This window comes from Bradyrhizobium sp. SZCCHNS30572, assembly GCF_032484415.1.
In the GTDB taxonomy this organism is placed as follows: Bacteria; Pseudomonadota; Alphaproteobacteria; order Rhizobiales; family Xanthobacteraceae; genus Bradyrhizobium.
The window spans coordinates 540,591-560,700 of the sequence record NZ_JAUESY010000001.1 but is presented as its reverse complement, the minus strand read 5'-3'; the positions used below and the strand labels follow the sequence as shown (position 1 = coordinate 560,700).

Here is a 20,110-nt window from a genome sequence, read left to right as displayed (position 1 = left end):
GATGGATCGCCGCAGCATGTTGCAGAGCCTGGGTTCGGGGGCGGTGACGATCCCGCTGGCGCAGCTGCTTCCGGGAAGCGCCGAGGCGGCGGAGCCCGCAGGCCCGGCGAACCTTGCGATCAGCCCGATCGATCCGGACTACTTCATCAAGGATCGCTTCAAATCACGCACGATCGCCATCACCGGATTTGCCCGCGGCATGGGCCGCGCCGCCGCGCTGCGGGCGGCGCGCGAGGGAGCGAACATCGTCGGGATCGACTGGCTGCCGGACATGGCGCGCGACACGGCGGCCATGATCCAGCGCGAGGGTGGCGCGATCGAATTTCTCGTCGGCGATGTCGCGAAGGGCGACACCTGCGACATGATGGTCAGGCGGGCGGTCGAGAAGTTCGGCGGACTGGATTTTGCCATCAACAATGCCGGCGTCATGGACGGCGTGTTTTCCGGGGAGGCATTCGACTACGACAAGCAGAAGGATCTGCTGTTCGCGCCGATCCACGAAGCCTCCGATGCCTATTGGGACAATGTCCTCGCCACCAACGCCACCGGCGTGTTCCGCGCCATGCGGGCCGAGCTGCGGCAGATGGTCGCGCAGAAGCGCGGCGGGGCGATCGTCAACGTGGCCTCGATCGCCGGCCTGACCGGACTGGCCGGCAATCCGGCCTATGTCGCCAGCAAGCACGCCGTCAACGGATTGACCGCCAACGCCGCGGTCGACTACGCGCCCCACGGCATTCGCATCAACTCGGTCAACATGGCGGCGACCGACACGCCGATGATCGCGCGGGCCGCGCAGGCCGTCGCGGCCAAGATGCAGCGGTCGCCGGCCGACGGCGGCATGGGACGGCTGAAGACGAACTCGATCCTCAGCTATGCCGATCCCCGGCATCGTCCGGCCACCGTGTGGGAGCAGGTCGCGGTGATGCTGTTCCTGCTGTCGCCCGAGGCGTCGAACCTGACCGGCGCGTTCTACGCGACGGATGGCGGATGGACGGCCTACTGAGCCCGCTTCAAGACGGCTAGAGCATGATCTTTTCGGAAAACCGGTTTCCAATTTTTTGGATCATGCTCTGAGGACTGGAACGCTCGTGTGCCCGCGATCCGCTTCGGGCAAGAGACGAGATCATGATGCGATCCCGCGGACTCGCATCACGATCCCATGGCTTCGTCTGCGCGGCGACGGTTCAGCGCGGGCGCAACGCTCAGCGCCCTTTCCTCTTGGCGCTCGTCTTGGCTCGCCTGGCGGTCTTGGTCGCGGTCTTCTTCGCCGGACGCTTGGCCGCCGTCTTGGTCGCCTTGGCCTTCGCCTTCTTCGCTGAGGCGGCACGCTGGCTTGCCGTTTTCGACGCCTTCTTCGCGACCTTCTTTGTCGTGCTTGTCTTGCGGCCGGCCGAGGTCTTGGCTGCAGCGGCGGTCTTCTTTTGGGCCTTCTTGGCCGGCTTGGTCGACGGCCTCGCGGGCTTCGTCGTCGCAGCCGGTGTCTTGGCCGGCTTGGTGGTGCCGGTTGGCTTGGCGGGCTTCTTCGGCGTCGGTGGCGTTTCGACCGCCCCGCCGCCACCCGCCGCCGACAGCCAGAACCGCAGCTCCGGCGACTTCTCATCCGCGCCCTTGATGTAACGGTCCTGCCAGGTGTCGTCGGATTGCAGCGGCTTGCCGAAGATCTCCGGGTGCTGCTGCAAGAGGAAGCGCCAGGCGTAGTGGTCGTAGAGGTCGAGGACGTGGCAGGCATAGGCCTCGGCGAGGCCGCGGTGGCCGCGGATGATCAGCATGTTCTCGTCGTTGTTGTGCGAGGCGCGGAAGCCGAGATTGTGCGAGCCGGTGACGACGACGCAGTCGTCGCTGAACGGATCGATCACCACGATCTTGCTGTGGATGATGGCGAAGCCGTATTTGCCGAGCTCCCTCTCCCACTTGCCGAACGCGTCCTGCACCGCGCCGGCCGGCACGGCGCGGAAATCGATGCTGCCCTTGGCGCCCGGCTTCTTCGGCTTGCCGGCCTCGCCGACCACCGTCACCTGGGGCGCGGTGTCGTCCGCTCCCTCCTCCGCCGGCACCTCCGAATGGCCGCCGGAATGCAGCGCGGCGGAGAAGTTCGTCGCGCGCACCGGGCTGGTCAGCGCGCCCCGCACGAACAGATCGGGCTTGTCCTTGAGCAACTGGCCGGCGACGTCGAGGATCGAGTTGTTGCCGGGATCGAAGGCCAGGAACAGCACGGCGTGCTTGGCCGATCGCATCAGCTCGAACACGCGGCCCATGTCACCGGGCGTATCGGGATTCTTGCCGAGCTTGCCCGGCGTGTTCGGCGAGAACATCGGCTCGATGGTGACGCCGTGGCCGAGATCGATCGGCGTCGCGATCGAGCTGGCATTGTTGGCGCGGGCGAAGTCGCGCAAGGTCTTCGACTGCAGCGCCGACTTGTCGCCGGCGGCGGCGTCGACGTCAGCCTTCAGCGCGTTCCAATAGCCGACATAGCGCTGCGCCAGCGCTGGGCTCTCCACCACCAGCGCGTTGTTGGTCTGGGTGCACAGGCCGGTCGAGGTCCAGTTGGTCGAGCCGGACAGCACCGCGCTCGGCTTGCCGTTCTCGGTGAGCACCATGAACTTGTTGTGCGGGATGCTGCCCTTGCCGAGGATGCGGTCGATCACGGCGACGCCGGCCGCCTTCAGATTGGCGCGGTTCTCGGCGTCGGCATCGTCAGAGTCCTTGCCCTGCTCGTTGCCGAGGATGACCGAGCGGCTCGCGGGGTTCTGGTGGAGCTGCTTCTCCAGTCCGTCGGGATCGTTGAGCTCGTAGAGGGCGGCATGGATGGCGCCGCCGCCGGCATCGGCACGCGCCAGCAGCGAGGTCAGGCCGTCTTGAAGCTGGCCCATCAGGCGGATGCGAATGGGATCGGCAGGATCGAGGATGTGCGGGGCCAGCGCCGATACGCTCGGCTTGTCGTTCAGCGCATGGCTGAGCGCCTGGGTCGCGGTGATGCCGCGGTTGAAATAGACATGGAACGGCGGCCGCTCCGGCGTCAGCGTCACCTGATTGCTCTCCAGCGGCGCGACGCCGGCGAGCGGCGTAAGCGGCTGGCCGGGCGTGCCGCCCATCGGCACGATGCGATATTTGTAGGTGCCTCCGCGCTTGGCCTTGAGGTCCTTCCACCAGAATTTCTGCACCGGCGCCCGGTCGGTGTTGAGGCCGTCGGCGGTCTGCCCGGCAAAGCGGGCCAGCGCCGGCAGCACTGTGTCGGTGTTGTCAGCGACATCGATGCGGTGAATGGCGAAGCCGAGACAGCCGTCGAGACGGCGATCGAATGTCCAGGCGACCACGGCAATATCATTGTTGGAAAATGCAAGCGCGGGCATGGCGGCACTCCTTGTCTGACAAGGATTATGTCGCCCGGTTGTAACAATGGTTCGACACATCTGGAACAGGAAAGGGACGGCGGCGGTAGCGCGGGGTGGTGGTGCGGTGCGGGAGAGATGGTGGTGCGACTGACGCAATGATCACCCTCCCCCTTCAGGGGAGGGTGGGGACTGTTCTCTCCGTCGTCATTGCCGGGCTCGACCCGGCAATCCATCCCTTCGCGAGAACAATTTTCCCACTTGATGGATGCGCGGGTCGAGCCCGCATGACGAGTCTGTTTTGGAGCGTCGATCACGGGACCTATGACGCACCGCGACGGTGAGAGCTCGCCCGAGCGATGCTGGGACATCGTCATTGCGAGGGGCGAAGCGACGAAGCAATCCAGAGTCCCACCCGCGACTCTGGATCGCGTTGCTGCGCTCGCGATGACGCGTGGAGAGAGCGCGGCTTAGACGATACCGACCGGCTTGCCGCGCGTGACGTAGCGCCCCTCACCTTTCGCGCCGACCAGCTCACCATCGCGCACTACGAATTTTCCGCGCAGCATGGTCGCGACCGGCCAGCCGGTGATCTCGATGCCTTCATACGGCGTGTAGTCGGAGCCGTGGTGCAGACCGGACTGGCTGATCTTGGCCGTCTTGTTCGGGTCCCATAACGCGATGTCGGCGTCGTAGCCGATGGCGATGGAGCCCTTGCCCTTCAGGCCGTAGGTCTTGGCGTGGTTGGTGGCGGTGAAGGCGACGAACTGGTTCAGCGTGATGCGGCCCTTGCTGACGCCTTCGGAGAACAGGATCGGCAGCCGCGTCTCCACGCCGGGGATGCCGTTCGGCACCCAGCGAAAGCTGGTGCGGCCCTTCGGCGTCAGCTTGCCGGCCTCGTCGTCGTAGCGGAACGGGCAGTGATCCGACGAGAACAGCGAGAACACACCCCTTTGCAGGCCTTCCCAGCACGCCTCCTGGCTGGCCTTGTCGCGCGGTGGCGGCGAGCAGACATATTTGGCGCCTTCCATGTTGAGGCCCTGCATGTCCTCCTCCGTCAGCACCAGATATTGCGGGCAGGTCTCGCCATGGATCTTCAGGCCGCGCGCCTGCGCGCGGCGGATCTCCTCCATCGCCTCGCGGTTGGACACGTGGACGATGACGATCGGCACGTCGATCAGCTCGGCCAGCGAGATCGCGCGATGGGTTGCCTCGCGCTCGACCGGAATCGGGCGCGACTTGCCGTGATAGTACGGCGCGATCTTGCCGGCGCGCTCCAGGCGGTCGGTGAGGAAGCGGATGGCGTCATAGTTCTCGGCATGGATCTGCACCAGCGCGCCTTGCTCGCGCGCGACCTGCAGCACGCCGAGGATCTCGTAATCGTTGAGCGCGAGCCCCTCATAGGTCATGAAGATCTTCAGCGACGAATAGCCGTCGGCGACCAGCGCCGGCAGCTCCTGGCCGAGCACGGCGTCGGTGGGATCGGCGATGATGAGATGGAAGGAGTGGTCGACGTAGCAGGCCTTGTCGGCGAGCGCGTGATAGTCCTTCAGCGCTGATCGCAAGGGCTGGCCCTTCTCCTGCAGGCAGTAGGGCATGACGAACGTGTTGCCGCCGAAGGCGGCGGCGCGCGTCGCGCTCTCGAAATCGTCGGCCATGACGATGCCGGGGCCGGAGGGCTGGCTGATATGGACGTGGCTGTCGATGCCGCCCGGCAGCACCAGCAGGCCCGTGGCATCGACGATCTCGTCGGCATCGGTGATGGCCTCGCCGATCGCGACGATGCGGCCGCTCTTGATGGCGACATCGGCCTTGAACGTATCGCTCGCGGTGGCGACGGTGCCGTTGCGGATGACGGTGTCGAAGGCAGCCATGTGACGCGCTCTCCCTAGTCCAGATTCAAGCGAATTTCTGAAACAGCGATCCCCACCCGCTGACGCCGCTGACATCGACCCCTGCCAGTCTCAGCGATTTCCATACCACGGTGGCGATGGTGTCGAGAATCGGAATGCCGGTCTCCAGCTCGAGCCGCGCGACCAGCGGCGCGGCGCGCATGTTGGTGCAGACCACCGCGATCGCATCCGGCTTCTCGCGCGCGACCTCGCGGATCATGGTCTCGATCTCGGACGGCGTCACCTCCGCGAAGGAGAAATTGTCCTGCAGGTTGAGGTGCCGGTCGCCGCGGCAGGCGATGCCGAGCTTGTCGTAGTTGGCGATGATGCGCGCCTGGACGTCGTCGCGGTAGGGCGTGACGAGGCCGAGCGAGGTGGCCTTCGCCGCCGCCAGGATCTCGTTCAGCGCCAGCATCGAGGTGGTCGCAGGGATGCCGGTGGCTGCGGTGATATGCTCGCACAGTTTCACGTCGGCCTCGAAGCCGAGCCAGCCCGACGAGGTGCCGTTCCAGCCGATGACGTCGACCTTGGCATGCGCCAGCAGCTCGGCGGCGCGCAGGATGTTGGAAATGTCGAACTGCGCGAGCGCGTCGGACGAGAGCGCGATCTCGGTGACCTTGAAGCGCGAGAAATGCGCGGAGACGTTGGGCAGGCTCGCGACCATCGCCGAGGTGATCGGCTCCAGCGCGGTGTTGGACGACGGCGTGAGCATGCCGAGCAGCGTGCGTGTGGTCATGGGTGAACGACCTCGTTCGATCGCGGATGGCGAGCGGGAGAGCCTCCCCCGCTTGCGGGGGAGGCCGGATCGCATCGCAGATGCGATCCGGGTGGGGGAACTCTATCCGCTCGGGCAGCGCGCCGTGCGGCGCCCCCACCCCAGCCCTCCCCCGCAAGCGGGAGAGGGGGCGCACTGCCGTTGTGGCGAGGGCTTGACCTGAACATGCAGCGCTTGGGCGGGCGCGATTGAGCAGCAATCATGCACTCGCCCCCTGCTCCGCCCGCTCGCCACGCAACAACGCCAGGATATGCCGCTTCAACTCATTGAACTGCGGTGACGTGATATCACGCGGCCGCGGCAGATCGATCGGGATGATCTCGACGATGCGCCCCGGCCGTGCGCTCATCACCGCAACATGCGTGCCCAAGGTCAGCGCCTCGTCGATGCCATGGGTGACGAACACGATCGTGCCCTGGTGCTGCTGCCAGATGCGCACCAGCTCGGTCTGCATGTCCATGCGGGTCTGCTCGTCGAGCGCGCCGAACGGCTCGTCCATCAGGATCACTTGCGGATTCATCAGCAGCGCCCGGGCGATGCCGACGCGCTGGTTCATGCCGCCCGACAGCTCCGACGGATAGTGGTTCTCGAAGCCGGTCAGCCCGACCATGTCGATATAGATCTGCGCCTTCGCCCGGCGCTCGGCCTTCTGCCCGCCGCCGAGCAGGAGATGAAAGGCGACGTTCTCCCACACCGGCAGCCACGGCATCAGATTGGCATGCTGGAACACGACGCCGCGATCGGCGCCGGGCGCGATCACCGGCCGGCCGTCGACGGTGATATTGCCGGCGCTCGGCTTCTCGAAGCCGGCAATCATGTTGAGCAATGTCGACTTGCCGCAGCCGGAGGGACCGAGCAGGCAGACGAGCTCGTTGCGGGCAATGGACAGATTGATGTCGGCGAGCGCGGTGACGTCGGCGTTGCGCTTCTTGTCGGTGAAGATCTTGGAGACGCCGGAGATCTCGATCGTGGCCATCGTCATTCTCCGCCACGAAGCGTGGTGTTGCGCTGCCAGTGCAGCACGCGCGCCATCACGAAGCGGATGGCGAGATCGCTGCAGAAGCCGAGCAGGCCGATACTCGCCATCGCCGCCAGCACCAGATCGTAGCGCAGGAAGTAGTAGGAATCCCACAGCACGTAGCCGAGCCCGCTCTTCACCGCGACCATTTCGGCCGTCACCGTCAGCATCCACGCCGAGCCGATGCCGATGCGAAGCCCTGCAAAGATGCTCGGCATCGCCGCGGGCACGACGATGTAGCGCAGCAGCTTGCGCTCGCTGCCGCCGACCATGGCGCCGGCGCGGATCAGATTGCGGTCGCAGGTCTTCACGCCGTGGATGGTGTTGAGCAGGATCGGAAAGAACGCGCCGAGGAACACCAGGAAGATCGCCGGCTTGTTGGCGATGCCGAACCAGATGATGGCGAGCGGGATCCACGACACCGGCGGGATCGGCCGCAGCATCTGAAGCGTCGGCTCGATCACGATCTCTATCTTGCGCGACCACCCGATGGCGACCCCGAGCGAGACGCCGAGCACGGTGGCAATCGCAAAGCCGGCGGCAACGCGCGACAGGCTCGCCAGCATGTCGGCGAGCCAATGGCCGCTGTAGGTCTGGGTGTTGCCGTCGGTGCCGACCAGCCAGTCCGCCCACGCCCACACGACCGTCGACGGCGCCGGCAGCAGCGCTGCCGGCAGCGCGCCGGAGCGCGAGAACGCCTCCCAGCCGGCGAGCACGAGCACCGGCACGACATAGCGGTCGAGCTTCCTGAGCTGGGCGAGCGCCGTCATCTCAGTAGCCGAGCTCGGTCTTCGGCTTGCCCGTGGCCGCTTCCAGGAAGCGGTAGTCGAGGTTCTTCTCGACGGCGGCCGTGACGTCCGAGTTGATGTATTTCAGGTCGCGCATCATCGTGGCGATGGCGAGCGCCGAGGCACGGTACATCTTCGGGTCGGGATCGAGATTCTCGACCGCGCCGGTCGCGATCGCCTTGTCGAGGCCGGTGATCTTGGAGATGACCTCGATCAGCGCCGGCTTGTCGGCGGCGATGTGCGCATCGACCTTGACGACCGCGCGCACCACGCCCTCCAGCGCCTTCGGGTTCGACGTGATGACGTCGGAGCGGGTCAGGATCAGGTTGGTCAGCTTGCCGGCGGCCTGGTCGTAGGGGAAACCGAAGAACTTCGCCGCCTTGGCCTGCATGATCTGGGTCGCGAACGGCTCGACGGTGCAGATCAGCTCGACCTCGCCGCGGCGCAGCGCCTGCAGATGGTCGGACGGATTGGGGATGTTGACGAACTGCACGTCCTTGTTGATGTCGATGCCCTGCTTGGCGAAGGCGCCGCGCATGTGGATGTCCTGCGCATTGCCGCGCGAGGCGGCGACGCGGAACGGCTTGCCGTCGGCCTTGTATTTGGCGATCAGCGCCTTCAGTGCGCTCCAATCGCCCGGCGCGACCTCGAGATCATTGCCGAGCAGGATCGCCGAGCCGCCATTGACCTGGCCGGAGATCGCGACCACGTCGAAGCCTTTGTCGAGCGCGATGGCGTAATGCAGATAGGTCACCTGCGCGACGTCGATGTTCTTCGAGACCAGCGCGGTCAGCGCGTCCGTGCCGGTGTTGAAGCTGACGGCATCGATCGCGACGCCTTCCGCGAACTGCGGCGTCAGCGACATCGGCGTGCAATGCGCGCATTTGGCGTAGCCGAGTTTGATCTTGGCGGCGTCGTCGGCGAAGCTGAGCGAGGGCAGCGCGAGCAGGGCGAGAATGAGCAGCACGAAACGTTTCACATCCATCTCCAGGGCAGGTCGATCCACGGGCTTGTCTCTCATGGCTTGTGCTCTCATCAGCAAGCGACATGCCAACTGGATGCGATATGCAATATTGATTTTATGCAATAAAATCAGTATTTAACAGCCATCCAATCTTGAAGGACCTGCCTGATCCGCGGGCGCATCGCCCGAATTTCAGGCATCTCGCAGCGGAGCAGCCGCGCCCACATGACCCCACCAGCACCCCGGCCCAGACTGAAGACGCGCTTCAAGCCGGCGCGGCTGAAGCTGTCGTCCGACCACTCCAAGCGGCCGCTCGAGCGGCTGTCGCTGCACGATCAGGTCGTCGCCAGGGTGCGCGAGATGATCGTGGACGGCGAGCTCGCCGCCGGCGCTGCCTTGCCCGAGCGCATGCTATGCGAGACTTTCGGCGTGTCGCGCACGCCGCTGCGCGAGGCCTTCAAGATCCTCGCCGCCGAGGGCCTCATCGAGCTGCGGCCGCATCGCACGCCCGTGGTGGCGCCGATCGACGCCCGCGAGATCGCCGAGATCTTCGACGTGATGGTGTCGCTCGATGCCGCCGCGGGCCGCGCCGCGGCCGCGCGTGCGACGGCGGACGACCTCGCCAGGCTTGACGCCATGCATGCCGAGCTGGTGGCGCTGCATCGTGCCGCCGAGCGCGCCGCCTATTTCCGGCTCAACCAGCAGATCCATGCCGAGATCACCAAGCTCGCCGGCAACGCCGTGCTGCTCAACATGTGGGGCACGCTGCACGCGAGCGTCTTCCGCGCCCGCGCCGTGGCCAATTACGATGCGCGGCGCTGGGACGAGTCGATCCGGGAGCACGAGGCCTTCATGGCGTTGCTGCGGGCCCGAGACGGCGACGGCTTCGCGCAGGCGCTCTCCGAGCACACCCGCAAGACCGGGGATTCGGTGCTGCAGATGCTGGACCAGGCCAGCCAGGAACTGGCGAAGGGCGGATAGACTTTGTTCACGTCGAACCGGGCATGCTGGCATCGCGACAGATGAGAGCTCCACACGCTTGGCCTGATCATGATCCTGCAATCGCTCGCCGGCCTGCCGGCCTTTCTGGTGTACTTCTGTACCGCGCTGGCCGCGGTGACGGCTTACCTGTTCGTCTACACCCGCGTCACGCCCTACAATGAATTCCAGCTGATCCGGGACAATCACCCCTCGGCCGCGATCGCGCTCGGCCTCAGCCTGCTCGGCTTCACCCTGCCGCTGGTCAGCGCCATCGCCCATTCCGCCAACGTGCTGGACTGCCTGGTCTGGGCGCTGGTCGCGCTGATCGTCCAGGTGATCGTCTATTACCTCGTCCGCATCCCGGTGCCGGATCTCGCCCAGCGCATCGTCGCCGGCGAGCTGGCTTCGGCGATCTGGCTCGGTCTCGCGTCGCTCTCGGCCGGCGCGCTGAACGCCGCCTCGATGATCATCTGACCATGGCCGAGCAACGCCGCGAATTCGGCAAGCGCCGGCCGATGCCGCCCCCGCCCGCGACGCCGCCGGTGAAGCGCTCCGGCCATGTCGCGCTGCTCTTGATGGGCACGCTCGCCGTCGGCAGCACTGCCTATGCGCTGATGCCGCGGCAGCAGAGCTGCCCGCAGCCAGGCGCCGAGACGCCGACCATGGCCGGCCAGCCGCAGACGGGCGAATGCACGACGCGCCGCTCGAGCGGCGGTGGCGGCGGCAGCGGCTCCGGCCGCTGGGGATTTTCCAGCGGCGACAGCGATTCCAGAAGCAGCGGATCGAGCCATGTCGCCGAGGCCTCCTCCGCACATGTCTCGCGCGGCGGCTTTGGCTCGTTCGGACACGGCTTCGGAGGCGGCGGCTGATTTTCGTCGCGCCGGCGCCGTGAAAACACCGCGTTCATGCTGTTATCTCGGATTCGGATCTTTGACACAGACTCAAAATCATAAAAAACTGGCCTACCTACTGATCGGAAGCGATCCGATGCAATGTCGGCACCTGATGGTGCCGGCGACGATGAGGGCTGCGGCGACCGCCGCCGCCTCGCAGCAATCTGCTGGCAGGCGATCGCGTGGTCGCCGGCGCGGGATGGCGCCGGGACCGCGCGGACGTGATCGTGGCCGCATCATTGATGGCGGCCGCGGTCGTGCTGCGCCCTGTTGCCACGGGCACGGCTTGTTCGCTGCTGCCTTAGGCTGACGCCGATGCAGCGCATCCCCTGTCCCGAACGTGACGACTGGCGCGAGACCGCGGCACGATGCGGATTCGACTTCTACGAACTCGACGGCGAGCGCTATTGGGACGAGCGCGCCTACTACGCATTCACGATCGCCGAGATCGAGCTCGGCATCGAGGAGCCGACGGCCGAGCTCGAGCAGATGTGCCTCGCGCTGGTCGCGCGCGTCGTCGGTGACGAGGCGCTGCTGCGCCGGCTGAAGATCCCGCAAGCGGTCTGGCCGCTGCTGGCGGAGAGCTGGCGCCGGAGGGACGGCAGCCTCTATGGGCGGTTCGACCTCAGCTATCAGGGCGGCCGTACGCCAGCGAAGCTGCTCGAATACAACGCCGACACGCCGACGTCGATCTTCGAGGCCGCGGTCTTCCAATGGACGTGGCTCGAGCAGGCGATCGAGCGCCGCATTCTGCCGGGGCGCGCGGACCAGTACAACTCGATCCATGAGCGCCTGATCGAACGCTGGCGCGCCCTCGGCAAGCGGCGCCGCGTGCATCTGGCCGGGCTGACCGCCAACGCCGAGGACGCCACGACCCTGGCCTATCTGGCCGACACGGCTGCCCAAGCGGGCCTGTCGACAACCATCCTTGACGTCGCCGACATCGGCTGGCGCGAGAGCGGCGGCGGCTTCGTCGATCTCGAGGACGGCGACATCGCGCTCGCCTTCAAGTTGTATCCCTGGGAATGGATGATTCGCGATGCGTTCGGCGTCAAGCTCGCGCAGGCGCCGACGCAATGGATCGAGCCGCCGTGGAAGGCCATCCTGTCCAACAAGGGCATCCTGCCCCTGCTCTGGCAGATGCACGAAGGCCATCCGAACCTGCTGCCGGCCTATTTCGAGGACGATCCGAAGGCCGCCGGCCTCGGCCCGAGCTTCGTGCGCAAGCCGATCTACTCGCGCGAGGGCGCCAATGTCAGCCTGGTGTCCGACGGCGTCGCCGTCTCTACGCAGGAGGGTCCCTACGGCGCCGAAGGCTTCATCCGCCAGGCGCCGGCGCCGCTGCCGGATTTCGGCGGTGTGTTCCCGGTGATCGGCAGCTGGCTCGTCGACCATCAGCCCTGCGGCCTGTCGATCCGCGAAGACACGAGCCCGATCACGGGCAACCGCTCGCGCTTTTTGCCGCACGCAATCCTGTAGGATATTAACGACCGCCGACGAAAACGCCTCGACACGCCGGTCGAGAGGATTAGATAGACCGAGGGTGAACTCCCTGCGCGATGGGCGCGCATGACCGGGACATGACCGGGACGAGGCATGGCGACGGACAAACCCGAACTCGAAGGCTTGCGTATCCTGGTCGCCGAGGACGAGGGCCTGATCGCGCTCGAGCTGGAAACGGTGTTGCAGGGATTCGGCTGCGAGGTGGTTGGTCCCGTCTCGCGCGTCGGCGACGTGCTGCGCGAGGCCGAGCGCGGCGGCCTGGACGGCGCGCTGCTCGACGTCAACCTGCGCGGCGAGCAGATCTTCGCCGTCCTGCCGCAGCTGATCGCGCGCGAGCTCAAGATCGTGATCACCTCCGGCTATGACGATGCGACGCTGTTTCCGCCGGAGTTCCGCAGCCTGGCCCGGCTCGCCAAGCCGTTCGACGAGCGCGCGCTGCGCGCGATGTGCGAGGCCACGTTCGTTCGGCGTCAACGCAACTCATAACGCCTCGCTCACGCCCGGCGCATCGGGAGGCATCGCGTGTCCATCATCGAAGATACCGCGGCCTACGAGGCCTGGCTTCGCAGCCAATGCAAAGTGGTCGAGGACGACCTTCTCGCCAAGCACCAGCGGATGCGAAAGTCTCCGTTCGCCCTGCTGCGCGCCACCTATTATCGCTGGGCGCGGCGCATCGAGGAGATCTGCCCGGAGCTGGCCGAGGCGCCGGTCGCGCTGTGCGTCGGCGACATCCATCTGGAGAATTTCGGCACGTGGCGTGATGCCGACGGGCGCTGGGTGTGGGGCGTCAACGATTTCGACGAGGCTGCGAGGATGCCCTACGCCTTCGATCTGGTCCGGCTCACGACCAGCATCGAGCTCGCGCCCGACATGGCAATCGACAGCCGCGACGCCGCAGACGCGATCCTCCAAGGCTATCGCGACGGTCTCAAACACCCGCGGCCGGCGCTGCTCGACGAACACGAGATCTGGATCAGGCCCTACGTCAAATGCTCGGATGATTGCCGCCGCGCGTTCTGGGAGGAGATCAACGGCCTCGCGGCCGCCGATGCGATTCCATCCGCGGTGCGGAAGCTGCTCACCGCCAGCCTTCCGGAGCAGGCGAAGAATGCCGCATTCTTCCATCGCTTCGCCGGCGGCGGCAGCCGCGGACGTCCGCGCTACGTCGTCGTCGCGACATGGCGCGGCGGCCGCGTCGTCCGCGAGGCCAAGGCGCTGGTCCCTTCGGCCTGGACCTGGGCCAAGAACAGGACGAAGGGCAGGATGCAACCAAAGCCGGCGCCGCCGCACCGATTCGTCGAGCTGTCGACCGGGACCTATCGCGCGCCCGATCCATTCCTGCACGTTCACAGAACCAATGACGGGGACTACGTGGTCCGACGCCTGTCGGCGGATTCACGCAAGATCGATCTCGGCGAGGAAGCCGGCGCCGATCTCAAGCTGGAGCTTCTGCGCGGCATGGGCACCGACCTCGCCTCCATCCATGCCGCCGACCGCCGCGCCGGCGCCGGGATCGCGGCGGACCTGAAGCAGCGCGGTTCAGGCTGGCTGCGCCGAGCAGCGCGCGCCGCGCGTGAGGCGACGGAAAGGGACCACGACGTCTGGCGCCGCAAGGCGGCACGCTCCGTTCCGATCGCGCGCTGAGGCGGGCATCCGATCAGTCCGGCTGCACGGCCGATGCCGGCAGATGCTCGGGGGTCGTCTCCGCGGTCAGCGCAAAGGTCAGCGAGCAGCGAATGCCCGCGGGCTCGAAGTCGAGCAGGGCTTCGCCCTCGAGATCGAAGCGGACGACGCGGTCGATCAGCGTGGTGCCGAAGCCGCGCCCGCCGCCGCCTTCGATCAGCGGTCCGCCGCGCTCGAGCCAGACCAGCTCCAGCCGGCGGCCATCGTCGCGCAGGCGCCAGGAGATCGTGACCTGGCCGTGGGAGGCGGACAACGCGCCATATTTGGAGGCGTTGGTCGCAAGCTCGTGCAGCACCATCGAAAGCGGCAGCACCAGCCGTGCCTCCAGCAGCACCGGAGGGCCGTCGATGGCGATCCGCCCTTCGCCGATGCCGTAGGGCGCCAGCACGGTGGTGAGCAGTTCGTTCAGTCCGATGCCGATCCAACGGGTCTGCGTCAGGATGTCATGCGCGATCGAGACCGCCTGGATGCGCCCGGAGAACGCCTTGTTGAAGGCCGGCAGCGACGGTGAGGTCCGCAAGGTCTGCCCCGCCACCGACTGCACGATCGCCAGGATGTTCTTCACCCGGTGATTGAGCTCGGCGACCAGCACGGTCTGCTGCTCTTCCGCGCGCTTGCGTTCGGTGATGTCGGTCAGGGTGACGATCGAGCCGACCGTCTCCTTGAGATCGTTCACCAGGGGCCCGCCGGACAGCAGGAACGACCGCCCCGACGCCTGCGCGTTGCGCAAGGCGACCTCGACGCCATGGAAGGGCTTGGTCGCCAGCGCCTGATCAAGGCTCTCGCGCGAGAAGCGCGTCAACGTGCCTCGCTGGCTGGCGCTCTGCCCATCGAGCGGGAACGCCTCAGAAAACAACTGGCCGACCGGCGGTCGTTCCGCGAGCTGCTCCGCGACCCAGCTCGCATGGGTGATCCGGCCGTCGAGCGCCAGCACCACGACCGCATCGGTCGCCTGCTCCAGGATCGAGCGCGCAAAGCGCTCGGCATTGGCGACCTCCTCGGCGCGCCGCTGAATCGACATGTCGGTCAGCGTCACGAGCGTGGCCACCACGCCGCCCATCGCCATCTGGCGCATCCACACCGACACCGGCAGCTGGCCGCCGTCAGCGCGGCACAGTTGAGCGTCGGTTGCCGCATCGTCGGCGCGCTGCTCGGGCACCGCTCCCGCAAACAGCGAGGCAAAGCTGCGTCCCACCAATTGCTGTACGCCGAGGCCGGTCAGCGCGCACAGCCTGGAATTGACATAGACGATGCAGCCGTCGGCATCGAGCGTCAGCGCGCCGTCGCTCATGCGCTCGACCAGAACATGATAGGGCGCGTCCGCGCCCTGCAGCATGATGACCTGGGGTCCGGCCGGGCCCTGCACCACCACGGCATCGACGTTGCCGCGATGAATGGCCTCGACCGTCTCCTCCGCCTCGTTACGCGGCCGTCCCGCCTGCATCGCGTCTGTTGATGCCACGCGTCCTCCGTTCAGCTCGGTGCGATGTCCAGACCAACCAGCACCTTCTCCGCATTGGAGAGATCGCCGATGATTCGCTTGAGGGGCTCGGGCAGTTGACGGATCAAGGTCGGGATTGCGACGATCTGATCTCGTTGTGCGAGGGCCGGATCCTTCATCAGGTCGATCACCTCGATCGTGTAGCGGCCCGGCAGATGCGTCTCGCACAGCTTCTTGAGGTTGGCGAGCGCCGCCAGCGATTTCGGCGTCTGACCGGCGACATAGAGCCGGAGATTGTAGCCATCCTGTTCCATCGGAGCCGCCGTCATTTGCTGGATGTCAGCGGGTTGGCTGGGGAGCTCGGACGAGGCCTGGACGAGCGGCTCTCGATCTGCGCGAGGCGAGCGGCTGCGCGCTGATCCTCGCGGGCAGCGCCTTCCAGATTGATGAGCTCCATCTCGCTCTCCTCGTTGGCCAGCTGAGCCTTGAGCGTTTCGATCTGAGCCGCGAGGTCGCGGCGGCGACGTTCGATCTCGCGCGCGCGTCGTTCCGTATCCTGCATGCGCAGCAGGCGCTCGACGCGATCTCTCGCCTCCTGCGCCACCCTGGCCGATCCCGTGAGCACGCCCTCCGGGCCGACATAGACCTCGCGCAGCGAGATGCCGTCGGCACTCATCAGGAATTCGCGGACCTGGTTGGAATGCGCCATGCCGCGCGACTTCAGCAGATAGAGCTGGCGGTTGTGCTCGCCGTTGCTCTCGCGATTGTAGAGCAGCAGCCAGGTGTCGGTGAGCGACGAGATCTGCATCTCCGTGGTCGCCGTCTCCGCGCTGCCGGCGCCGAGATTGGTGAACAGCGCCGTGACGCCGCGCGCCTTCAGGAAATCGATGAGGCGCAACGTCATCGAATGCACGTCGCCGGCAATGCCGGCGCCCATGAGCGCCGAGATGGGATCGACCACGACGGCGGCGGGATCGAACTCCTTGACCTCGCGATGCATGGCGGCGAGATGCGTTTCCAGTCCGTACAGATTGGGGCGCCGGGCCGAGAACCGCAGCAGGCCGCGATCGACCCATTGCTGCAGGTCGAGACCGACCGACTTCATGTTGCGGATGATCTGCTGCGGGGATTCCTCCAGCGCGAAATAGATGCAGCGTTGCCCGCTCTTGCAGATCGAATTGGCGAAGTGTGCCGACACCGTCGACTTGCCCGAGCCGGCCATGCCCGAGATCAGGATGCTCGACCCTTTGTAGTAGCCCTGGCCTTCGAGCATGTCGTCGAGATCGGCAATGCCGGTGGAGACCCGCTCCGTCCACGCATCATGCGCGAGCCCCGACGAGGTGATCGGCATCACCGTGATGCCTTCCTGGTCGATGATGAAGGGGTATTCGTTGGTGCCATGCGCCGTGCCGCGATACTTCACGACGCGCAGCCGGCGGGTCGAGAGCTGATCGTGCACGCGGTTGTCGAGCAGGATGACGCAGTCGGCGACGTATTCCTCGAGGCCGTAGCGCGTCAGCGTACCATCACCGCGCTCGCCGGTGATGATGGCGGTGACGCCCTTGCTCTTCAGCCATTCGAACAGCCGGCGCAACTCGGAGCGCAGCACCGCCTGATTGTCGAGGCCGCCGAACAGGGTCTCGATCGTATCGATCACGACGCGCTTGGCGCCGATCGAATCGATCGCGAAGCCGATGCGGATGAACAGGCCGTCGAGATCGTAGTCGCCGGCCTCCTCGATCTCGTTGCGATCGAGATGGATGTGATCGACCACGATCTTCTTCTGCTCGATCAGCCTATCGATGTCGTAGCTGAGCGAGCCGACGTTCTTGATCAGGTCCTCGGGCTGCTCCTCGAACGCGATGAACACGCCCGGCTCGTCGTAGGCGACCGCGCCATTGTAGAGAAACGTCATCGCAAACAACGTCTTGCCGCAACCGGCCGCGCCGCACAGCAGCGTCGGCCGCCCTTGCGGCAGGCCACCGAAGGTGACCTCGTCGAGGCCGTCGATCCCGGTCGGCGATTTGGCGATGACAGGGAGATCCCGCGTCACGATTCGAGGACGCACACTCGTTTTCATCCAATCCCCCGCCACCAATTCAACACGCGTGAGTCCACACCAAGGCGTGAATAGACGCGTCAGGAACCGAAAAGTTCCATGGGTCGGCGAGATTTGCTTCGGAAGGAGGCCTGCGGGCGCAGAAAGGACCGGCCGCCCGCGCGGGACGGACGCAAGCGGGACGGAACGGCCGACCGCCCGACCGGTCGAAGCGCCCCCCGGTCACAGACGGCTCCGGCCGGCGTCAGCGCGCCGCGACCACCTTGAGGCCGGGCAGCAGCGCCGCGCCGCCGCGCGGGCTGCGCACCGGATTGATCTGGTACAGACCCCGCCGCTCCTGGTTGGGCCGGAACGCGTCGGTGATGCCGACGACCGATTCGGCGGCTCCCAGCAACAGCGTGCCGTCCGGCTCCATCACCTTGGCCATTCGCTCGAAGATCGAGGCCTTGGTCTCCTGATCGAAATAGATCAGCACGTTGCGGCAGAAGATGATGTCGAACTTGCCGAGATGCGAGAAGTCCTGCAGCAGATTGAGCTGGCGATGCTGGACCATGCCGCGGATGTCGGCGCTGAGCTGCCAGAGCTCGCCGAGCTGCGTGAAATATTTCACCAGCAGCTGGATCGGCAATCCACGCTGCACCTCGAACTGGCTGTAGAGGCCGGCCTTCGATTTCTCCAGCACCTCCTGCGACAGGTCGGTGGCAACGATCTCGATGCGCCAGCCCGCCAGAGCGGGACCGAATTCGCGCAGGCACATCGCGATCGAATACGGCTCCTGTCCGGTCGAGCAGGCGGCCGACCAGATGCGCAGGGAACGACGATTGGCGCGCGACTGGATCAGCGCCGGCAGGATGCCCTCACGGAGATGATCGAACGGAATCTTGTCGCGAAAGAAGAACGTCTCGTTGGTGGTCATCGCCTCGACCACCTGCGTCGTGAGCTGCTCCGCGCCGCTCTTGATCTTCTGCACCAGCTCCGTGATGCCCGGCAGGTTGGAGCGGCGGGCCAGCGGCAGCAACCGGCTTTCGACCAGGTACTGCTTATCGGCCGACAGATCGAGGCCGGAGCGATCCTTCAGGACCTTACGCAAGAACTCATAGTCCAGGGGTGTCACGAACGGTCTCCAGCAAACAGACGAACCAGCTTCGGTCCAATCTGATTCAAGGGAAGGACGGCCGCGCAGATGCCGGCATTGGCTGCTGCGCCCGGCATGCCCCAGACCACGCTGGTCGCCTCGTCCTGCGCGATCACGCTGCCGCCGGCGGCGACGATGTCCTTGCCGCCGCGCATGCCGTCGGATCCCATGCCGGTCAGGATCACGGCCAGGGTCGAGCCCTGCCAGACCTCGATCGCCGACATGAACAAGGGATCGACGGCGGGCTTGCAGAAATTGACCGGAGGACCGTTGTCCAGCGCGATCACCACATCGGCGCCATGGCGCGCCACACGCATGTGGCGGCCGCCGGGGGCAAGGTAGATCTGACCCGGCTTCACCACTTCACCGTCGACGGCCTCATGGGCCGGCCTGCGGCTCGAGCGCGCCAGATGCTCGGCGAGGATGGTGGTGAAGGTCGGCGGCATATGCTGGGTGATCAGCACCGGAAAGCGGTCGATCACGGGACCGAGCTCGGTCACCAGCGACATCAGCGCCTGCGGGCCGCCGGTCGACGATCCGATCAGCAGCACCTTCGGCATCTGCGTGCTGAAGGAGCGGCGCGCCAGCTGGGCCGGCGCGGCGGGCGCCACGGGAGCGACCATCGGCCGCGCCGTTGGCGCAGGCCGGAGCCCCTGGACTTGCGGGACGATCGGCGAGGCGGCCGGCGCATGCGGGGCGGGAGCGGCGCGGCGCGCCTTGGCGCCGAGATTGCGGATCTTCTGAATCAAATCGTAGTGGAAATTGTCGGCCGCCGACGCCTCGCGCGTGCTCTCGGGTTTCGGAATGTAGTCGGCCGCGCCGAGCGACAGCGCCTTGAAGCTGATCTCCGCGTTGCGGCGGGTCAGCGTCGACGCCATGATGACGGCGAGGTTCTTCTTCTTGGCAAGCAGCTTCGGCAGGGCGGCGATGCCGTCGAGCTCGGGCATCTCGATGTCGAGCACGGCGACGTCGGGATTGACGCGATCGATCTGGTTCACGGCTTCGAGGCCCGTGCGCAGCGACGCCGCCACGACCATGTCGGGCTCAGACGCGATCCAGCGCGAGATCATGCCGCGAATGACCACGGAATCGTCCACGACCATCACGCGGAGAGGTTCCTGCCTGGTCGAACTTGGGATCGAAGAACTGGCCAACGCGACGCTCATAGTTCACCAACAGGACAGAGGCACGGGGTGACGGCAAGCCCGGACGACCACGGGACCGACGCACGCGACGGAGATCAGATCAGCCCGACTTCCTGAAACTTCGCCGTCACGATGTCCTTGTCGAAGGGCTTCATGATGTACTCGTTGGCGCCGGCGTGCAGCGCGCGCGCGATGTGCGCGACATCGTTCTCGGTCGTGCAGAACACCACCTTCGGCGCGTCGCCGCCGGGCATGCGCCGGAGATTGCCGAGGAACTCGTAGCCGTCCATGACGGGCATGTTCCAGTCGAGCAGCACCGCATCCGGGAGGCCCCGCTTGCAGATCTCCAGCGCCTGCTCGCCGTCCTCCGCTTCCACGATCTGGAAATCCAGACCTTCCAGAATCCGTCGCGCCACCTTTCGAATGACGCTGGAATCGTCAACTACCAGACACGTTCTCATATCAGCCTCACGAGATCAGGATCCAATGCAACGACGCATGATG

General features: G+C 66.2%; 19 protein-coding genes. 7 read left to right on the top strand and 12 right to left on the bottom strand.

Annotation, left to right across the window (positions count from 1 at the left end; all coding sequences use genetic code 11):
* Nucleotide 1 precedes the first annotated feature (1 nt).
* On the top strand, nucleotides 2-1,003 hold the full coding sequence (locus QX048_RS02485) for an SDR family NAD(P)-dependent oxidoreductase (protein WP_315714031.1): 1,002 nt from the start codon (nucleotides 2-4) through the stop codon (nucleotides 1,001-1,003).
* 199 nt (nucleotides 1,004-1,202) lie between these two features.
* Here QX048_RS02485 and QX048_RS02480 read toward each other — a convergent pair whose 3' ends face one another.
* The 6 genes from QX048_RS02480 to QX048_RS02455 all read right to left on the bottom strand — a co-directional run bounded on the left by QX048_RS02480 (nucleotide 1,203) and on the right by QX048_RS02455 (nucleotide 8,787).
* The gene (locus QX048_RS02480; RefSeq protein WP_316191580.1) at nucleotides 1,203-3,350 is read right to left on the bottom strand and encodes a phospholipase D-like domain-containing protein; all 2,148 of its coding nucleotides are present in this window, start codon (nucleotides 3,348-3,350) and stop codon (nucleotides 1,203-1,205) included.
* Nucleotides 3,351-3,799: 449 nt separating this feature from the next.
* The gene (gene hydA, locus QX048_RS02475) at nucleotides 3,800-5,278 is read right to left on the bottom strand and encodes a dihydropyrimidinase (protein ID WP_316191581.1); all 1,479 of its coding nucleotides are present in this window, start codon (nucleotides 5,276-5,278) and stop codon (nucleotides 3,800-3,802) included.
* The gene (locus QX048_RS02470; protein ID WP_315767802.1) at nucleotides 5,229-5,957 is read right to left on the bottom strand and encodes an aspartate/glutamate racemase family protein; all 729 of its coding nucleotides are present in this window, start codon (nucleotides 5,955-5,957) and stop codon (nucleotides 5,229-5,231) included. The genes hydA and QX048_RS02470 overlap by 50 nt, the downstream gene beginning before the upstream one ends.
* 238 nt (nucleotides 5,958-6,195) lie before the next feature.
* A complete protein-coding gene (locus QX048_RS02465; RefSeq protein WP_315826148.1) occupies nucleotides 6,196-6,972 on the bottom strand; it encodes an ABC transporter ATP-binding protein in 777 nt (258 codons plus the stop codon).
* Nucleotides 6,973-6,974: 2 nt separating this feature from the next.
* Nucleotides 6,975-7,784: an ABC transporter permease gene (locus QX048_RS02460; RefSeq protein ID WP_315767806.1), complete on the bottom strand. Its 810-nt coding sequence runs from the start codon at nucleotides 7,782-7,784 to the stop codon at nucleotides 6,975-6,977.
* Between the two features lies 1 nt (nucleotide 7,785).
* Complete coding sequence (locus QX048_RS02455) at nucleotides 7,786-8,787, bottom strand: ABC transporter substrate-binding protein (protein ID WP_315826200.1); 1,002 nt, start codon at nucleotides 8,785-8,787, stop codon at nucleotides 7,786-7,788.
* Between the two features lie 204 nt (nucleotides 8,788-8,991).
* Here QX048_RS02455 and QX048_RS02450 point away from each other — a divergent pair, with 204 nt between their 5' ends.
* The 6 genes from QX048_RS02450 to QX048_RS02425 all read left to right on the top strand — a co-directional run bounded on the left by QX048_RS02450 (nucleotide 8,992) and on the right by QX048_RS02425 (nucleotide 13,787).
* On the top strand, nucleotides 8,992-9,747 hold the full coding sequence (locus QX048_RS02450) for a GntR family transcriptional regulator (RefSeq protein ID WP_315767808.1): 756 nt from the start codon (nucleotides 8,992-8,994) through the stop codon (nucleotides 9,745-9,747).
* A 69-nt stretch (nucleotides 9,748-9,816) separates the two neighbouring features.
* On the top strand, nucleotides 9,817-10,221 hold the full coding sequence (locus tag QX048_RS02445) for a DUF350 domain-containing protein (RefSeq protein WP_315714024.1): 405 nt from the start codon (nucleotides 9,817-9,819) through the stop codon (nucleotides 10,219-10,221).
* Between the two features lie 2 nt (nucleotides 10,222-10,223).
* A complete protein-coding gene (locus QX048_RS02440) occupies nucleotides 10,224-10,616 on the top strand; it encodes a hypothetical protein (RefSeq protein WP_315714023.1) in 393 nt (130 codons plus the stop codon).
* A gap of 339 nt (nucleotides 10,617-10,955) precedes the next feature.
* A complete protein-coding gene (locus QX048_RS02435) occupies nucleotides 10,956-12,119 on the top strand; it encodes a glutathionylspermidine synthase family protein (RefSeq protein WP_315826147.1) in 1,164 nt (387 codons plus the stop codon).
* Between the two features lie 117 nt (nucleotides 12,120-12,236).
* The gene (locus QX048_RS02430) at nucleotides 12,237-12,629 is read left to right on the top strand and encodes a hypothetical protein (protein WP_315714020.1); all 393 of its coding nucleotides are present in this window, start codon (nucleotides 12,237-12,239) and stop codon (nucleotides 12,627-12,629) included.
* Nucleotides 12,630-12,665: 36 nt separating this feature from the next.
* A complete protein-coding gene (locus tag QX048_RS02425) occupies nucleotides 12,666-13,787 on the top strand; it encodes a DUF2252 family protein (protein WP_315826146.1) in 1,122 nt (373 codons plus the stop codon).
* A gap of 13 nt (nucleotides 13,788-13,800) precedes the next feature.
* Here QX048_RS02425 and QX048_RS02420 read toward each other — a convergent pair whose 3' ends face one another.
* The 6 genes from QX048_RS02420 to QX048_RS02395 form a co-directional block, all read right to left on the bottom strand.
* Nucleotides 13,801-15,288: an HWE histidine kinase domain-containing protein gene (locus QX048_RS02420; protein WP_316166474.1), complete on the bottom strand. Its 1,488-nt coding sequence runs from the start codon at nucleotides 15,286-15,288 to the stop codon at nucleotides 13,801-13,803.
* Between the two features lie 11 nt (nucleotides 15,289-15,299).
* Complete coding sequence (locus QX048_RS02415; protein ID WP_012046401.1) at nucleotides 15,300-15,596, bottom strand: circadian clock KaiB family protein; 297 nt, start codon at nucleotides 15,594-15,596, stop codon at nucleotides 15,300-15,302.
* Nucleotides 15,593-17,347 carry a circadian clock protein KaiC gene (kaiC, locus tag QX048_RS02410; protein WP_316166473.1) on the bottom strand — a complete coding sequence of 585 codons (1,755 nt, stop codon included), beginning with the start codon at nucleotides 17,345-17,347 and terminating at the stop codon, nucleotides 15,593-15,595. Before kaiC ends, QX048_RS02415 begins: the two co-directional genes overlap by 4 nt.
* A 223-nt stretch (nucleotides 17,348-17,570) precedes the next feature.
* Nucleotides 17,571-18,440 (bottom strand): protein-glutamate O-methyltransferase CheR, encoded by an 870-nt coding sequence (locus QX048_RS02405; protein ID WP_315752677.1) that lies wholly within the window; start codon nucleotides 18,438-18,440, stop codon nucleotides 17,571-17,573.
* Nucleotides 18,437-19,627 carry a chemotaxis response regulator protein-glutamate methylesterase gene (locus QX048_RS02400; protein WP_316193546.1) on the bottom strand — a complete coding sequence of 397 codons (1,191 nt, stop codon included), beginning with the start codon at nucleotides 19,625-19,627 and terminating at the stop codon, nucleotides 18,437-18,439. Before QX048_RS02400 ends, QX048_RS02405 begins: the two co-directional genes overlap by 4 nt.
* A gap of 74 nt (nucleotides 19,628-19,701) precedes the next feature.
* Nucleotides 19,702-20,067 (bottom strand): PleD family two-component system response regulator, encoded by a 366-nt coding sequence (locus QX048_RS02395; protein WP_006613312.1) that lies wholly within the window; start codon nucleotides 20,065-20,067, stop codon nucleotides 19,702-19,704.
* Between the last annotated feature and the right edge of the window lie 43 nt (nucleotides 20,068-20,110).

Excerpts from the sequence above, each read along its gene's own strand:
- QX048_RS02485 (WP_315714031.1), top strand. The coding sequence starts at position 2 with ATGGATCGCCGCAGCATGTTGCAGAGCCTGGGTTCGGGGGCGGTGACG.
- QX048_RS02480 (WP_316191580.1), bottom strand. The coding sequence starts at position 3,350 with ATGCCCGCGCTTGCATTTTCCAACAATGATATTGCCGTGGTCGCCTGG.
- hydA (WP_316191581.1), bottom strand. The coding sequence starts at position 5,278 with ATGTCAGCGGCGTCAGCGGGTGGGGATCGCTGTTTCAGAAATTCGCTT.
- QX048_RS02470 (WP_315767802.1), bottom strand. The coding sequence starts at position 5,957 with ATGACCACACGCACGCTGCTCGGCATGCTCACGCCGTCGTCCAACACC.
- QX048_RS02465 (WP_315826148.1), bottom strand. The coding sequence starts at position 6,972 with ATGGCCACGATCGAGATCTCCGGCGTCTCCAAGATCTTCACCGACAAG.
- QX048_RS02460 (WP_315767806.1), bottom strand. The coding sequence starts at position 7,784 with ATGACGGCGCTCGCCCAGCTCAGGAAGCTCGACCGCTATGTCGTGCCG.
- QX048_RS02455 (WP_315826200.1), bottom strand. The coding sequence starts at position 8,787 with ATGGATGTGAAACGTTTCGTGCTGCTCATTCTCGCCCTGCTCGCGCTG.
- QX048_RS02450 (WP_315767808.1), top strand. The coding sequence starts at position 8,992 with ATGACCCCACCAGCACCCCGGCCCAGACTGAAGACGCGCTTCAAGCCG.
- QX048_RS02445 (WP_315714024.1), top strand. The coding sequence starts at position 9,817 with ATGATCCTGCAATCGCTCGCCGGCCTGCCGGCCTTTCTGGTGTACTTC.
- QX048_RS02440 (WP_315714023.1), top strand. The coding sequence starts at position 10,224 with ATGGCCGAGCAACGCCGCGAATTCGGCAAGCGCCGGCCGATGCCGCCC.
- QX048_RS02435 (WP_315826147.1), top strand. The coding sequence starts at position 10,956 with ATGCAGCGCATCCCCTGTCCCGAACGTGACGACTGGCGCGAGACCGCG.
- QX048_RS02430 (WP_315714020.1), top strand. The coding sequence starts at position 12,237 with ATGGCGACGGACAAACCCGAACTCGAAGGCTTGCGTATCCTGGTCGCC.
- QX048_RS02415 (WP_012046401.1), bottom strand. The coding sequence starts at position 15,596 with ATGACGGCGGCTCCGATGGAACAGGATGGCTACAATCTCCGGCTCTAT.
- kaiC (WP_316166473.1), bottom strand. The coding sequence starts at position 17,347 with ATGAAAACGAGTGTGCGTCCTCGAATCGTGACGCGGGATCTCCCTGTC.
- QX048_RS02400 (WP_316193546.1), bottom strand. The coding sequence starts at position 19,627 with ATGAGCGTCGCGTTGGCCAGTTCTTCGATCCCAAGTTCGACCAGGCAG.
- QX048_RS02395 (WP_006613312.1), bottom strand. The coding sequence starts at position 20,067 with ATGAGAACGTGTCTGGTAGTTGACGATTCCAGCGTCATTCGAAAGGTG.